The 15,668-nt window shown below is 37.0% G+C and carries 13 protein-coding genes and 1 rRNA gene; 3 read left to right on the forward strand and 11 right to left on the reverse strand.

All coding sequences use genetic code 11. From position 1 onward, the window contains the following. On the reverse strand, positions 1–180 hold a 180-nt coding region (locus CUB63_RS17620; RefSeq protein WP_204901825.1), incomplete at its 3' end, for a hypothetical protein. An 80-nt stretch (positions 181–260) separates the two neighbouring features. Between CUB63_RS17620 and rrf the strand changes: the two genes are divergently transcribed. Next, positions 261–376, forward strand: a 5S ribosomal RNA gene (rrf, locus tag CUB63_RS03020). Positions 377–595: 219 nt separating this feature from the next. Here the strand turns inward: rrf and CUB63_RS03025 are convergent. The 4 genes from CUB63_RS03025 to CUB63_RS03040 all read right to left on the reverse strand — a co-directional run bounded on the left by CUB63_RS03025 (position 596) and on the right by CUB63_RS03040 (position 6,020). Beyond that, the gene (locus CUB63_RS03025; RefSeq protein WP_072062976.1) at positions 596–943 is read right to left on the reverse strand and encodes a YfiM family lipoprotein; all 348 of its coding nucleotides are present in this window, start codon (positions 941–943) and stop codon (positions 596–598) included. Between the two features lie 140 nt (positions 944–1,083). Further along, complete coding sequence (gene pssA, locus CUB63_RS03030) at positions 1,084–2,442, reverse strand: CDP-diacylglycerol--serine O-phosphatidyltransferase (protein ID WP_109400636.1); 1,359 nt, start codon at positions 2,440–2,442, stop codon at positions 1,084–1,086. 178 nt (positions 2,443–2,620) lie between these two features. Then, complete coding sequence (locus CUB63_RS03035; RefSeq protein ID WP_109847429.1) at positions 2,621–5,290, reverse strand: bifunctional acetate--CoA ligase family protein/GNAT family N-acetyltransferase; 2,670 nt, start codon at positions 5,288–5,290, stop codon at positions 2,621–2,623. A gap of 28 nt (positions 5,291–5,318) precedes the next feature. After that, complete coding sequence (locus CUB63_RS03040; protein ID WP_109847430.1) at positions 5,319–6,020, reverse strand: tRNA-uridine aminocarboxypropyltransferase; 702 nt, start codon at positions 6,018–6,020, stop codon at positions 5,319–5,321. A gap of 139 nt (positions 6,021–6,159) precedes the next feature. Between CUB63_RS03040 and CUB63_RS03045 the strand changes: the two genes are divergently transcribed. Both CUB63_RS03045 and CUB63_RS03050 read left to right on the forward strand, forming a co-directional pair. Further along, complete coding sequence (locus tag CUB63_RS03045; protein ID WP_109847431.1) at positions 6,160–7,218, forward strand: C48 family peptidase; 1,059 nt, start codon at positions 6,160–6,162, stop codon at positions 7,216–7,218. A 158-nt stretch (positions 7,219–7,376) separates the two neighbouring features. Continuing rightward, the gene (locus tag CUB63_RS03050; protein ID WP_109847432.1) at positions 7,377–8,519 is read left to right on the forward strand and encodes a tRNA/rRNA methyltransferase; all 1,143 of its coding nucleotides are present in this window, start codon (positions 7,377–7,379) and stop codon (positions 8,517–8,519) included. A gap of 94 nt (positions 8,520–8,613) precedes the next feature. Here CUB63_RS03050 and emrB read toward each other — a convergent pair whose 3' ends face one another. The 6 genes from emrB to CUB63_RS03080 all read right to left on the reverse strand — a co-directional run bounded on the left by emrB (position 8,614) and on the right by CUB63_RS03080 (position 15,663). Next, positions 8,614–10,131: a multidrug efflux MFS transporter permease subunit EmrB gene (gene emrB / locus CUB63_RS03055; RefSeq protein WP_109847433.1), complete on the reverse strand. Its 1,518-nt coding sequence runs from the start codon at positions 10,129–10,131 to the stop codon at positions 8,614–8,616. A 15-nt stretch (positions 10,132–10,146) separates the two neighbouring features. Then, positions 10,147–11,286 (reverse strand): multidrug efflux MFS transporter periplasmic adaptor subunit EmrA, encoded by a 1,140-nt coding sequence (gene emrA, locus CUB63_RS03060; protein WP_109847434.1) that lies wholly within the window; start codon positions 11,284–11,286, stop codon positions 10,147–10,149. 230 nt (positions 11,287–11,516) lie between these two features. Beyond that, positions 11,517–12,044, reverse strand: coding sequence for a transcriptional repressor MprA (gene mprA, locus CUB63_RS03065; RefSeq protein WP_006537766.1), 528 nt, complete (start codon positions 12,042–12,044; stop codon positions 11,517–11,519). A 492-nt stretch (positions 12,045–12,536) separates the two neighbouring features. Continuing rightward, complete coding sequence (locus CUB63_RS03070; protein WP_109847435.1) at positions 12,537–13,745, reverse strand: MFS transporter; 1,209 nt, start codon at positions 13,743–13,745, stop codon at positions 12,537–12,539. A 168-nt stretch (positions 13,746–13,913) separates the two neighbouring features. Then, positions 13,914–14,321, reverse strand: a complete 408-nt coding sequence (locus CUB63_RS03075; protein WP_109847436.1) for a hypothetical protein — start codon at positions 14,319–14,321, stop codon at positions 13,914–13,916. Next, positions 14,302–15,663: a phosphatase PAP2/dual specificity phosphatase family protein gene (locus tag CUB63_RS03080; protein WP_109847437.1), complete on the reverse strand. Its 1,362-nt coding sequence runs from the start codon at positions 15,661–15,663 to the stop codon at positions 14,302–14,304. The genes CUB63_RS03075 and CUB63_RS03080 overlap by 20 nt, the downstream gene beginning before the upstream one ends. Between the last annotated feature and the right edge of the window lie 5 nt (positions 15,664–15,668).

Consider the following 15,668-nt stretch of genomic DNA (forward strand, 5'->3'; position numbering starts at 1 on the left):
GTAGCGATACGTTGAGCTAACCAGTACTAATGAACCGTGAGGCTTAACCTGACAACACCGAAGGTGTTTTGTCTGAGAGACAAAGATGAATGAAGTAGGCTTGTTTAAGATTGAATATTGCTGGCGACTGACCGAAAGGAAAGAAGCGGGTAATAAAATCGACCAGTTTGTCTGGAACAAACTGGAACAGTGCGGAGCACTAGCCCCAAAGGGGTGAGTCTCAGGAAGAGACGAATAATTAAAGAATTTAAAGAATTCTGCTTGGCGGCCATAGCGCAACGGTCCCACCTGATCCCATGCCGAACTCAGAAGTGAAACGTTGTAGCGCCGATGGTAGTGTGGGGTCTCCCCATGTGAGAGTAGGGAACTGCCAGGCATTAATTAAGACGAGAAAGCCAACCCAATGGGTTGGCTTTTTTGCGTTTGGGGGTTTTTAAACAGATCAATAAAACAAATCCACATTCAAGGTTTGATATTTTTAATCATTACTCTTGGACTTATAACCCATAATGTTTCGATATTAATATTATATTGCTGACTCATCATATCTTAAAGGAATACAGAATAGTTGTTCTATTATGAATACTATTTTGTGTTACTTTAATTGTTGATAAAGCAATGAACCCGCTACTGCCCCAGCAACATCGTAAGCAAAATCATGCCAGCTCCAACCAGTACCTTCAGGACGACTATCATAAAGCTCTTTTGCTACCCCTAAACTAATCGAAAACGAGAGCCCAATTAATAATCCCTCTCTATGACCATATTTTTGATGATCTGTATACGCATTTGCTCCCGCAGAGGCTGCCATAGAAAATAAGAAATGTTGAGCTTTATCTTTGCCTTGCCAATTATCATTGGCAAAATGAAATGATGTGCACCCATTTAAAGTCATTATTGATAATAAAATAATCAGAGAGCAATATTTGAGCTTTAATTTCATAAAAAATAAAAGCCTTTTCATTGATAAGAGTGTTTTTAATATAGAAGATTATTAAAGATAAAGGTTGATTTGAGAAAACAATATTATTAAACAAAAAAGCCTTGCTGTAATTTAGCAAGGCTTATCGAATGAAGCATTGGTTAAAGTATACGGCTAATTAATCTATCAACACGAATACGTCGTAACCGCTTGATTAATTTTTTCACTTTAAGTGGGTAAAGCTTAATACTTTCTAGCTCTTGGTAGTGTTTTACAATACGTGTTTTTTGGCGAATACAATCTAGCTCTTTATGCCGTTGTTCATGCAATTCATGTTTAGGATCATGAATTAATATCGCATTTTCTAAATCTAATCCCCATGCTCGTGGGTTAAGATTATTACCTGTAATCAATTGCCAATTATCATCAACCCACATACCTTTTAAGTGATAGGTATTATCACCGTCTTTCCAGAGCCTTACTGTTAATTGGTCATTATCAATAAACCGCTGGAAACGCTGGGTAAATTTACGCAGATTGATCTCATAGAGATAAGGTAGGGCTCCAATAATTTTAAACGGCTCTTCAGGTGGAATATAAAAGTCATTTGCCGTTTTATCACCAATAATAATTTCGACTTGTTTGCCATTTCTTAATAAATGGCTGATTTGACGAACAAGGATCGCTGGTAAATTAAAATAAGGTGTGCAAATAACTAATTTTTCTTCTGTAGAAGCCATTAGGTGAGAAATGGTCTTATTTAAGATATTTTTCTTACCTAAACCTACTAAAGGCGTGACGGCTAATTCATGATTAGAAGCATTGGTTTTAATATCATAGCCATCACGCGTGCGTAAATTAAAACGAAATTGACGTATGCAATTTTTTATTTCAGCACAACGAACTCTATCTTTAATATCAAGACGTTGAATCGCTTCAGATTGCAGAAGATCGTCCACAATAAACTGTTTCATTGTGGTTGCTAATTCACTATTTTGAATAATATGATATCGGTCATAGCGATATTTATCTAGCTTATGCAAATACACATTATTAATGCTTGCACCACTATAAATAACCGTATCATCAAAGATAAAGCCTTTAAGGTGTAATACACCTAGCGCTTCACGAGTATTAACAGGTATCCCATAAATAGGGAGCTCTATATCAGGATGCTGTTGTGCAACATGGTAATACCAATCTGCATTTGTCGCATCAGCAGAGACACCAATTCGCCCACGTTGAGCTCTGTGCCAGTCAACAATAACGGTAATGGATAATTCAGGACGTTGTTGTTTTGCGGTGTAAAGCGCATCAAGGATTTCTTCACCAGCCTCATCGTGCTCTAGGTAAAGAGCTGTAATAAAGATCTCTTTTTGGGCTTGAGCAATATATTTCAATAAGGTGCTGCGAAACGCGGATGTTTGATAAAGCGTTTCAACATCAGCAACTGACTGAGCTAATTTAGGCAGTTGTGCAAGGTGTTGTTGATGCTTAGCAAGTTTTAGTTTAGACAACATCACAGTGCTTAATTCTCTTGTTTATGATGGCAGATGGAGCCATCGTCCATGTGGATTTTCTTTAACCGATCTACTGATCATAACATTAGTTATATGGGATGTACGCATAAAATCATCATATATAGCTAATTTATCAAAGGATGCGTGAACAATCACATAAAGAAACTTTCTTTTATGATTATAGCATTAGGCTATTTTTTGATGGTTCAAGCTGCAAATCAAGATTGACTATTCCTTCATCAAATTGTACTTCAACAGAAAACCCTAGTTTTTTTGCTAAACTTATCATGTTGCGATTTTCAGGCATGGTTATTGCGGTTAAACGTTTAATGCCATGTTCTCTAGTATAGTTAATAAGTTTAGTCATAAGTTGATGGCCTAGGGTATTTCCTTTTAAATCAGAACGAACAAGAATAGCAAATTCTGCATGTTGATTATCTGGATCTGCCATTGCACGGGCAACACCAATGATTTCAGGCTGATCTTCAGGATTTCGGATTGCGACAAAAGCCATTTCTCGATCGTAATCAATTTGTGTCATATTCGCGAGATCGTCATGTGTAAACTCACTGATTTCACTAAAATAACGATAGTAAAGATCTTCTTTTGTCACTTGGTTAATAAACGTTTTTAGTAGAGGTTCGTCCTCAGGTAAAATAGGGCGAATAAAACAAGGATTACTATCTCTTAAATAAAATGTTTCTTCTAATTCATTAGGATAAGGGCGGATAGAGAGCCTTTGGTGAGGATCACCTTGCAGTGGAGCTAACTCCATTGCAACATCTAATAGTGTAAAATCATTGCCAGAAGCCAGTAATGGGTGAATATCTAGCCTAACTATTTGTGGACAATCTAAAAGTAGGTGAGAAACCTGTACCAAAAAATGGCTTAAACTTAAGATATTTAGAGGCTGTAAAGCACTTCTTGGTTGTATCTTTCCGCTTTTTATCGCATTAATAACCAGATAGCGAGCAAGCGCCATATTAAGAGGTGGCAAAGCAACTGCGGCTTTCGTTTCTATTTGCCACTCAACTCCCCCTTCACCTAATACAATTAATGGGCCAAAAATCGGATCTTGCTCTATTGCGACTCGTAGTTCTTGAGAGCCTGCTCGATTTGCCATACTTTGCACTAATAAACCCTGAATTTGAGCCTCAGGGTAGAGTTCGGTTACTCGTTCAATAATGGCATGGGCCGCTGATGAAACTTCAGTGCTGTCACGTAGGTAAAGCATGACACCTTGTACTTCAGATTTATGAGGAATATCAGGAGAACGTAATTTTAGTGCAACGGGATAGCCAATTTTTTCCGCTATATTTACAGCTTCTTGTGCATTATGAGCAATCCAAGTAGGAAGTGTATTAAAACCGTAAGCGTCCATAATGGGCTGAACTTGGTGTGTATCTAATCGATATTGCTTATTTTTTAATGCTTCTTCAATGCAACGATGTGCTTGTTGCGTATTCATTTTGACATCTAAAGGTAATGCTGGCGTTTCTTTTAATTGTTTCTGATTTCGACGATATTCCACCATATGCATAAATGCGGTGACGGCACCTTCGGGTGTTCGGTAGGTTGGAATTCCTGCTTCACTAAATAATTTACGCGATTGCTGAGATGAATATTCTCCACCCCAGTTAGTAAAAACGGTGAGCCATTTTCGTCTAGGATGCTGATTAATTGCTGCTATGACGCGTTGTGCTGTTTCAATACTAGGTGCAATAGCACTTGGGGTATGAATAAGTAATAAAGCGTCATGATCATGACTATCTAATAAGCAATTGAGCGTTGCAATATAGCGATCAACGGTTGTATCATCACCTAAGTTTAGTGGGTTACGAATGCTATTTTCTTCTTGAATAACATTTTGTAGTTTTTGCATTGTTTCATCTGTCAGTTTCGCCAGCTTACCTGAATGCAAAAATAACTCATCTATCGCCATGGCCGCAGGCGCAGAGCCATTGCTCATAATCATCAATCTTTCGCCTTTTAAAGGCGTCATATAGCTAAGTGTTTCAACGGCAGAAAACATTTCATGGGTATCTTGTACTCGTAATAACCCCGCACGTTGAAAAGCAGCATCATAAGCGACGTCATAACTCGGTGTATCGCCTAATAACAGTTGAGCTTTTTGAGTACGACCGCTTTTTATCACCAAAATCGGTTTGTTACGCGAAGCACTACGAGATGCCGACATAAAACGTCGTGCATCTTTGATATGTTCGAGGTGCAATAAAATAGCGCTGGTTTTACTGTCTCTTGCTAGAAAATCTAATAAATCATCAACTTGGATATCTTGGTTATCACCTAACGCAATAAAATAGGAAAAACCAATATTACGATAATAAGCCCAATCTAAAATCGTATTGGCGACAGCCGCTGATTGAGAAATAAACGCCAACTTTCCTTTTTTAACTGGCAGAGGTGAAAAGCTGGCATTTAAACCTTGCCACGGCGCTAAAAGCCCCAAGCTATTTGGGCCAAGTAAGCGGATGTGATATTGCTGGCAAAGTAATTTTATTGGTTGAAATTGTTCAGGTTGTGCGGAAAGCACAATAACGGCTTTACAACCTGATTCACCTAATTGTTTTAGTAGCTCAAGGTTGCGGTGATGATGTGTACAAATAATCGCGAGATCAGGGATCTGAGGTAATTTATCAATAGAAGGATAAGTAAAAACACCAGAAACAGAGCCACGAGAGGGATTAATCGGAAATACTGGGCCATTAAACCCGCCGCTGAGCAGGTTTCTCATCATTGTTGTTCCTGCTCGATCCAATTTTTCAGAGGCACCGATCACTGCAATAGATTTAGGACGTAATAGTGCTTCAAGACCTCGTTGGCTCATATTCACTCCAGCGTTTCATTATCAACTGCTATTCAATGTAGCTGATTTGCTCTTCTTTTGCCTGACTTCGGTCTGGTTTTCCAAGTAAATATTGTTGACGAAAGTAACTAAAATGAGAAAAAAGTTGTTGTGAAGCTTGAATATCGCCGACATTCTCTAAAATAGAAGCCGCAACTTCTGCAGTACAATGTTGATCCTCTCTTGCTGCTTGGCGAAGTACATAGTCACATTTGCTGGCTTCATTTAAAGAGAAGATGGGCAGAGCATCAAGATAGGGGCTTTTGCGAAACATTTTTCGTGCTTCACTCCAAGTACCATCAAGAAGGATAAATAAAGGTGGTTTGCTATTTGCAGGGAGTTGGTTGTATACAATACGTTCTTTTGATGCATAGCTTTCAGGGAAGACAACATAAGCTTGCCTTTCTGGTGTATTGATTAGATCAAGCAAGGCCTGTTCTGGAGTCGTTCGGGACCATAAAAAAGCCTGTGTGTCTGGTAATACATCGGCAATTAATTTCCCCGTATTACTTGGCTTCATCACTTCAGTATCATACATCAATAAACAGAATTGACTTTTTGCTGGTTGATTGACAATCGTATCACAAAGACACTGTTTTTCTGGTAATAAGCAAAAAGTGCAACGTTTTGTACGAAAACCTCGCGCTTTAAAAGGACGAGTTGAAATTGAAAGTCGATATTGACGAAGTCGAGAGACTGCATTGTTACGCATAACAGATTGACCAATACTGATAAAAAAGAATCGAATATTATCATGATACCCAAAGGTCTACTATCAGTTGTTTTTTTTATGAAAGTTAATTTATAGGATGGTAATAGGATTATTATTATTTAATAAGTTGTGGTGACATATGAATATAACGCCAATCTCTTTTATAGCGAATCAACAGAGTATTAACGATAATGAAATTCAAAAGCTATTTGATAGCTTTGGTATTAAACTTTGTAATATTAATATTGCTAAAAGTCAAATAGATAAACTCGCTGATTCAATAAGAAATGGAAGTTCAAAAGATTTAGAATATTTAGTTAATATCATGTTTCATGAAAATAAAGAAATAAGCTTATATGCCACTAATCAACTCTATTTAATTTATTCAAAATTAAATAATTCAATAAGAGGTGATATTAAAGAATTTATTAAATCACTCTATGAAATAAAAGTAAGAGACGATAAAGAATATTTCAAAGAGCGACCTTTATTAAGCGCCATGGCTTGTGGGGATGCGATTGCTGGGCAACAGGGAAAAGGGAATAATGTTTTTATCTCAGCGATTGATAATTATTTAAATATAGAATCTACTAAAAGCGTGTTTGCTAATAATGCTGAAAGCGTAAGTAGCAGTAATCGTTATATCTCTGCATCAGAATTACAGTCTTGGGTTTCACTTCAATCCTATCAATGTGATATTGGTCACTATGAAACAATACTTAATAAAATAGAAAAGAATAATAAATCTGATGAGTTAAAAAATCATGTGGTTTTAGTCAACGGTAACCATTGGGTTGCTTTATTTACTTATAAAAATAGCTGTTTTTTATGTGATTCATTATCTTCAAACAAAGAAGATAATGATGAACGTCATAAATTATTATCTAGACTAGAAAAAAAAGGATTTAATACCTTTAATATAGAAGATAACTTACAAAAAAATGTGCCTAATGGCTGTGGTCTTTTTGCGCTTAATTATATTGATAGTTTACAAAATGAATTAAATAACTTAAATAATGGAAAAGAAACTGATTTAACATCCACAATAGAAACGGTATTACACAATACAGGGAAAAATTTTCTTAACCTGAGTGATGAAGAGCAAACTACATTTAATCATGATTTTAGGAAAACATTAATCATGGATACACTTTTTAATTTTTTAAATCTAGTAATGAATAGCTCTCTTACATATTGATATACCGATTGTTTTTTATTGAGAAAAAGTTAAATCTAATTTTATTTTTAAAGTGAGAGTTTTTTGATATAGGTTTATCTCTTACTCTGCGTGATTCTCTCGGTGACAGTTGCTAAACTATCATGTAATCTGCGCCCCTATTGCAGTTGGAGAGACAAATGAACGATTCTTATGAAGGTAAAAACGGCAAAGTAAAAGTGATGTATGTCCGTAGTGAGGACAATGCCGATAATAAACCTAAAAAACCACCCCGCCGTCCTGAAAATGGTCGTGGTGATAACCGTAACGACAAAAATCGTGATAATAGACGTGGTGATAGCCGCGACGATAAAAATCGCGATAACAGACGTGGTGATAACAAATTTTCTCGTCGCGATGACCGCGGTGCAGCAGGTAAGCCTTCAGGGCGTGGCGCATCACGTAATGAATCAAAACCTTCTCGCGATAGCGAAGGCGGAAGTTTTTCTCCATGGAAAACGGTTTCTCGCCCTGCTGGTGAAGAGGCAATTAAAGAGCACGATGGCATTACTGGTAAGAGCCAAATCGATCCAGAACAGCTACGTCGCCAGCGTTTAGAAGAAACTCGCATTTATGGTGAAAATGCCTGTCAGGCAATGTTTAAAAATCGTCCTGACGCGATTGTTCGTGCTTGGTTTTTACAAGATGTGACACCACGCTTTCGTGATGCACTAAAATGGATGGCTGCAAATCGTAAAGCCTATCACGTTGTTGAAGAAGAAGAGATGGTCAAAGCCGCCCGTACCGATCACCATGGTGGTGTATGCTTCTTAATTAAAAAACGTGTCGGTCATGATGCAGAAACTTATCTGAAAGATGCACCTGAACATGATTGCGTATTAGCACTTGAAGATGTGGGGAATCCACATAACGTAGGTGCAATTATGCGTAGTTGTGCGCATTTTGGTGTGAAAGGGGTTATTTCTCCTGATTCTGCTGTATTAGAATCTGGTGCGGCTGTTCGTACCGCAGAAGGTGGCGCTGAATATATCCAAGGTATTGATGCTGATAATTTTGCTCAAACTTTAGATAAATTTAAAAAGGCGGGTTATACACTAGTGGCAACATCAAGCCATAAAGGCAGTGTGCCATTATCAAAAGCACAATTACCAGCGAAAATGGTACTTATCTTAGGTCAAGAGAAAGATGGCTTAAGTGAAAGCACTTTAAATCAAGGTGATATGAGCATTTACATCGGTGGTACTGGACACGTTGAAAGCTTAAACGTTTCTGTAGCTTCAGGTGTATTATTAGCAGAATGGTGGCGTCAGCACCAAGGCTAATTGCTTTATAGTGTTAAATAAAAAATGATAAAAAACCGCTTAATCATTGTGATTTAAGCGGTTTTTTTTATGTATAAGATCTACGTGAATTGCGTTATTTTCCTGGAGAGAATGGCGGTTTAGCAAACCAAACCACTATCATCATGATAAGGAAAATACCTGCAGCTAACCAGAAAATCTCATTGGCTGAAATAATTAATCCTTGTTCTGTAATGGTTTTCGCTAAATAGGCCGATGCCTGTTCATTTGAAAGACCAAGATCATTCATTTGCTGGAATGCCATTTGTGAATCAGGATCAAGTGGATTAATTTTTTCTACAAAGGTTTCATGGTGAAGTGATTCTCTTTGTGTCCAAATTGTCGTAGTTAACGATGCACCAATTGCCCCTGCCAATGTTCTTAAGAAATTTGAAAGACTTGACGCAGATGCCATTTTTTCTGGGGGTAATCCAGATAATGTCATTGTTGTTAACGGCATAAAGAAACATGCAACCGCTAAGCCTTGCCAAAATTGAGGCCATGCCACAGTGGCAAAATCCATTCCTGGTTCGAAGGTATAAGCTCGCCAATAAAAACACACAGAAAATATAATAAAGCTGAAGCTGATGATATAGCGTAAATCTACTTTACCACCAAACTTGCCTATAATCGGTGTGATAATTAAAGGCAATAAACCTACTGATGCAGATGCTAATCCAGCCCATGTTGCTGTATAACCAAAGACTTCTTGTAAAAGTAGTGGCAGTAAAACAATGGTACCAAAATAGATCATATAGGCGAGACTGAGCGTGACACAACCAATGGTAAAGTTTCGGCTCTTAAAGAGTGAAAGGTCTATCACCGGATGGTCGTCTGTTAACTCCCAAACAATTAAGAAACTAAGTGCAACCACAGCCACAATGGTGAGGACTATAATTTCTGTTGAGTTAAACCAATCAAGCTCTTTACCCTGATCGAGCATGATTTGTAAAGCACCTATACCGATAACAAGTAAAACAAGACCAATGGTATCAATTGGTTTAATTTCGGTTTTTGTTTCTCGCCCAGCTAATGTGTTTGATATACACATGATAATCAACACACCAAATGGGACATTAATAAAGAATATCCATCCCCAGTGATAGTTATCGCTGATATAGCCACCTAAAATAGGTCCTAAAATCGGTGCAACAACTATGGTTACTGACCATAGTGCAAGTGCCATATTTCGTTTTGCTGGTGGATAGTTATTCAATAACAGACTTTGTGATAAAGGAATAAGCGGTCCGGCAACTAAACCTTGAAGCACACGAAAGAAAATCAGCATTTCAAGGCTTTGTGAAATACCACAAAGCCATGAGGTTAACGCAAAAAGTGCCGTTGACCACATAAAGAGTCGAACTTCACCAATACGTTTTGCTAACCAACCTGTAATTGGGATAGAAATAGCATTTGCTACACCAAAAGAGGTAATAACCCAAGTCCCCTGTGAGTTAGAGGCACCTAAGTTTCCTGCAATAGTTGGAATGGCTACGTTAGCGATTGTAGAATCGAGAACTTGCATAAAGGTGGCCAACGCAAGAGCGATGGTCATTAAGGCAAGTTTTCCTCCTTGTAATGGCTCTTTAATCACCTTTACACCTCGCCTTTATTGTCCCGCATTCTGTTCAATAATTTCATTGATCAGTTTATTAATCGCTGACATATCAATAGTTAATGCATCAGTATGATAAGCAGGTACTTGGCGTTCACTGTGTGATAATACTTTTCCATCGAGGTTAATTGTATCAACGGTTACTTCAGAAGAAAGACCAATACGCAGTGGTTTTTCCGCTAACTCTTTTTCATCTAATGAAATACGAACAGGTAAGCGCTGAACAACTTTTATCCAGTTACCACTGGCATTTTGAGCAGGTAATAATGAGAAAGCACTCCCAGTTCCCATATCTAAACCTAATACAGTGCCATGATAAATCACTTTTTTACCATAAAAGTCAGTTGTAATTTTGGCTGGTTGGCCGATACGCATATTAGCGAGCTGAGTTTCTTTAAAATTGGCATCAATCCACATACCTGTTACGGGAACAATAGCCATTAAAGGTTTACCCGGTGCGACTTGTGCACCTACTTGAACGCTACGACGTGAAACATAGCCATCTGTTGGACTTAAAATTTTAGTACGTTCTAAAGCGAGCCATGCATTACGAACATCGGTTGATGCTTGTAAAACGGAAGGTTGCTGTGCAATTGGTGTATTTAAGATAATTGCCTGATTAGCATTATATTGCTCTCTTGCAACTTCTAAAGCAGCCTTTGCAGTGGAAACAGCTTCTCTGGCGTGTTGAAGTTCTTCTTTACCAATCACATTGCGTTCGCCTAAAACTTCACGGCGACGAAGATCATTTTGTAATTTAGTGAGCTCTGTTTCGCGCAAAACGATGTTTGCTTTTAATTGGCGACCGTTGATGATTTGTTGATGCATTTGGCGAACACTATTCGCTAATGCTGTTTTTGCTTTTTCTAATGCCAGTTTTTCATCACTTGAATCTAATAAAACTAAGGGTTCTCCCGCTTTTACAAAATCGGTGTTATCCACATAAACAGTGGTAACAGAACCAGAAATCTGAGGCATTACCATGATTTGATTACCAGTCACATAAGCATTATCTGTCGTTTCATGATGCCTTAGCACCATAAACCAATAAGCTGTGTAAGCTATGCCAGCAACAATAAATAAGATAGTTAGAAACAGTAGAACATTTCGGCGAGTTCGTTTTTTATTGCGAATGGGAGCCTGAGGGGGGTATTTTCCTCATTAACACTCATTTAGAAGATCTCCATAAAACCAGAAAAACATCATTAGATATGTTTCCAGTATTAAAACTGGAAACATAATTATAAAGTCAATCTTAGAATAATTATTAGCGTGAGGATAAATTATAAATGCTAATGGGTAAGTATGTTTGCCGATTTATGGCTTAAATAGGATTAGATCAATAAAACTATCTATTATGCTACTTATTCACAAGCCTTTTCAGCCAAAGTATCTAATTGTAATAATAGCTTACGCATTAGCGTTTCAAGCTGTCTTTGTTCAGATTGATCTAATACAGACCAGATTTGTTTTAAACACTGATGTTGCGGTGGTAATAAGCTATTTAAAAACTCTTCACCAGCATCAGTTAAATGGAGATGTAAACAACGACGATCATTATGACTTTCACGGCGTTCAATCCAACCTTGTTTTTCAAGCTCATCAGCAATACGAGTTGCATTTGTTCTTGAAGAGCCTAAAGCCGCACTTAATTCTGATGGTTGAATACTACGATTTTCTGTCGTATCTAATATCATTAATGCCATAAATAATGTCTCGTTAATACCCTGAGACTTCAACATATTATTACGACTTTCAAGAAGTTTGCTTTGAACATGCATAGAAAGTCGAGTTAACAAAATTTCTTGATAAGGAATATCTTTGTTAAGCGATTTCTGTTGTGTAGCGCGAGTGTTTAGTAATTCTTCTGTTGGCGTAAATGAGCTTTCCATTTTTAGACACCTTGTTAGTTTCGAAAATTAGGATAATGCTGTTATCAACATGTTAAATGGTATATTAAACACACAATTTAGCAATTTTTATTATTTATAGTCACTATGTTTTTTTGATTATGTTACCTGATTCATAAATTTTCTGAATGATAACACAAAAAAAAAGATAGGTGCTTATCTCTTTGTTATAAGTTAATAAAATCAATTTATCACTTATCTGACAATGAATAGTAGTCTATTTACGAAAAAATGGATCATTTTTTACGATAAAACACGTAATAAATTTATTATCACTACCAATGGTTGTTATGTTTATGATATCGAAATGAAATTATTTATATAGTGCTTTATTGGGAAGATTGATATAATTTTCTTAATAAAGAATAGGATGATGATATACATTAATAGTAATCACGCTGTTAAAACATTCATATTTTATTCTGATTAGAGTAGGATTGAAGAAATAATATAACCCATCCTTGGGTCTGAAAATTATTCAGTGTGGATTATTGGATCATTTTTATAACCTAAAAACCAAACAATAAGACCAATAACACCAATGACTAATCCAGCGATAGAAACGCCTGTCCATCCATATTGATGATAAGCATAGCCCGATAGTAAAGATCCTAATGCACCACCGATAAAATAGCTTGTCATATAAGCGGCAGTTAGGCGGTTTCTAGCATCCGGTAAAATACGATATATGGTACTCTGATTGGTGACATGAACACCTTGAACCGCTAAGTCTAGCAGGACAACGCCAATAATAAAGCTGATGAGCCCAATCCAGTGATAATAAGGTGCAATAACGATAAAACCCCAAGAAAGAAAGAGGATGACTAATCCCACGGTAGTCGTTTTCTTGCCTTTTCCTTTATCAACTAATACACCCGCTTTACCCGCCATCAATGCACCTGCGGCGCCTACAAGACCAAATAAACCAATCACAGCATCTGAGTAATTAAAAGGATCAGAAGCCAATAAAAAAGCCATTGAAGTCCATAATAAACCAAAGTGAGCAAAAATAAGTGCACCAACTAATGAGCGAGTCCTTAACACGGGCGTTGTTGCAAATAATTTGAAAATAGAGCCTAGCAATTGGAAATAATTTAAGTCAGTTTCACTTTTATAAGTGGGTAAACAGCGCCATAAAGTGATCGCTAAAATGGCCAGAAAAATACTTGCCACCCAGAAAATACCCTGCCAATTAGTAAATGATGCCATTAACCCAGATGCAGTTCTCGCCAGTAAGATCCCGAGTAAAAGACCACTCATAATCGTTCCGACGGCTTTTCCTCTTTGATGTGGCGCGGCAAGCGTAGCAGCAAAAGGAACAAGAATTTGAGCCACAACGGAGAACATACCTGAGAGCGCCGTTCCTATTAACATCACCCAAATATTAGATGCCATAGCGGTAATCAATAGACCACTCGCTGAAATTAATGTCATGGTAATAATGAGTGAGCGACGTTCAAAAATATCGCCAAGAGGCACTAATAACATTAACCCTATGGCATAACTGAATTGCGCTGTAGTGACAATAAATCCGGCCAAAGTAGCCGATATGTGGAAATAGTTTGCGATTGAATCAAGTAGAGGTTGTGCGTAGTAGTTACTGGCAACAACCATGCCTGTGGCAACCGCCATAAGTAAAATAAGACTTTTACTTAGTGATGTTTGTGGTGCGGTGTTTTCCATAATACTCATAACGAATCATTTGTAAGGTAAATGATAGTAACATGAGTCATTTTTTTGGGAAAAGAATTACTGTGATAGAAATGTTCAATTAATTTGATATAAACCTTTTATATTTAATTGTTATAACATATTGTTTTATATGCTAAATAAGGTTATTAACTGGACATTCTAATAACTAAAAAACGTAAAAAAGAGCATCGTCAAACACCATATCCATTGAACTGAAATACCAATCACGGCAAAAGAAAACAGACGTTTAGTTCCCAACCAGCGGGCTTCCATTGTCTGTTTTTTCGGGCGTTTAGGAAATAATGTAGAGAGACTTTCATCAAAGCTAATATTGTCTTGATAGCGATAAAGAGCTTGAAAAAAATGACTATCAAGCCATAAACGAAAAAGATGATATTGCGTAAATAAAAATAAAAGAGAAGCACCAAAGAATGCTAATTTATTGTGAAAGTGAAGGCTAAAAACAGGCCATGTGTTTATATAAGGTAACAGTGATAACAGCAGTAAATAACGCCAACTTTGGGTTAAAGATACAATGACTTTACCGCTAGTTTTTGTTGTCAGCATCGTTACCTCGTGATCTATTTTGTTGGAAACGTGAATACCACATTTGTAATGCCTCTTGTGTTTCTAGATTTAAAATCACTTGAGGGCGAGTTTGATACACTTGTTTTATTGCGTCTTGTAAAGTATTTACTGTGCCAGTATAAACGAGCCATGCAACGGCAATAGTTGCACTGCGTGAATAGCCTAATTTGCAATGAATATAAACAGTACCTGCTTGATTGAGTTGCTCCATTGATAACATTGCTTTGTTAATATCATCTGGAGATAAAGGTAATAAATCAATTTGAGGCTGTGCTAAATAAAGTTTATTTTGACTAAACTTATTTTTTGGCCATTCACAAGTTAAATCAAAGACAGCGTTTGCTTTTAATTTATAAAGAGGGCGTCCACCTAATAAAATACCTTCAGTGACTAAACTCGGTGTTTGGCACTGTTTTAAATAATAACGATAAGTACACCACGCAAAGAAGCGATAAGGTAATAGGATTATCTGTGCAGAAAGAGGGACTTCACCTTGCGCATTTTTTTGAAAAATAGAAGCTCCAGCACCTAAATAGCCTAACGTTACAAAAGTTAATGTGATTGCTGGCCATAGAAAGATCCAAAAGAATCCTTGCAAACCAAAAGATAACAGATAAAACACCATTGCGGATAACGCATAGTTTTTACCAATACGCAAACTACGTTTGCTACCAGTAAAATGCCATTTCCAACGCGAATTTATTGGTAATAAATAGCAAATAAATACGCCGACACCAAAACCCGTAATAATATCAATAAAGTGATGTTGCCACGTTGTTAGTACAGACACAGCAATAAGCAATGACCATAAATTTAAAAGCCATTGCCATGATTTTGGCGTATGAGCACGGAAACGTAACCAAATAATCCACAATAAAATAATATGTAAAGAAGGGGCTTGGTTATAAGGTAAATCGAACCCCTCTAATTGGGTAAATAACCAGCCAGAAACCCCTTCTGTTGTTGGGCGAATAAAGCTAAATTTTAAAGGGAATAATAAAAAACCAGCACAAGCAATAAGCGAGGCAACAATTAAACGTAGCCCATGTATAAATTGTTCTTTTAGCGTTGTACAAATAATCAGTGAAATACCATAGGCAATATTTACACTCCAATAAGGAATGATTGTCCAGGGTAAAAAGGGGATTGCTTTTTCCCACGAATAAACAAAAGAAGGAACATCAGATAAAGTGGAAGTATAAGTGTTAACTTGCATATAAGTTAAATAGAAAAATGGGGCAAGAAATAACAGCCATACAATACCAGCGAGCCAGATACTTTTTCTTGATGATATTATTTGAGAGTGTTGGTTTCCCCCCATACAAA

It is taken from the genome of Proteus penneri (genome assembly GCF_003144535.1).
Lineage (GTDB): Bacteria > Pseudomonadota > Gammaproteobacteria > Enterobacterales > Enterobacteriaceae > Proteus > Proteus penneri.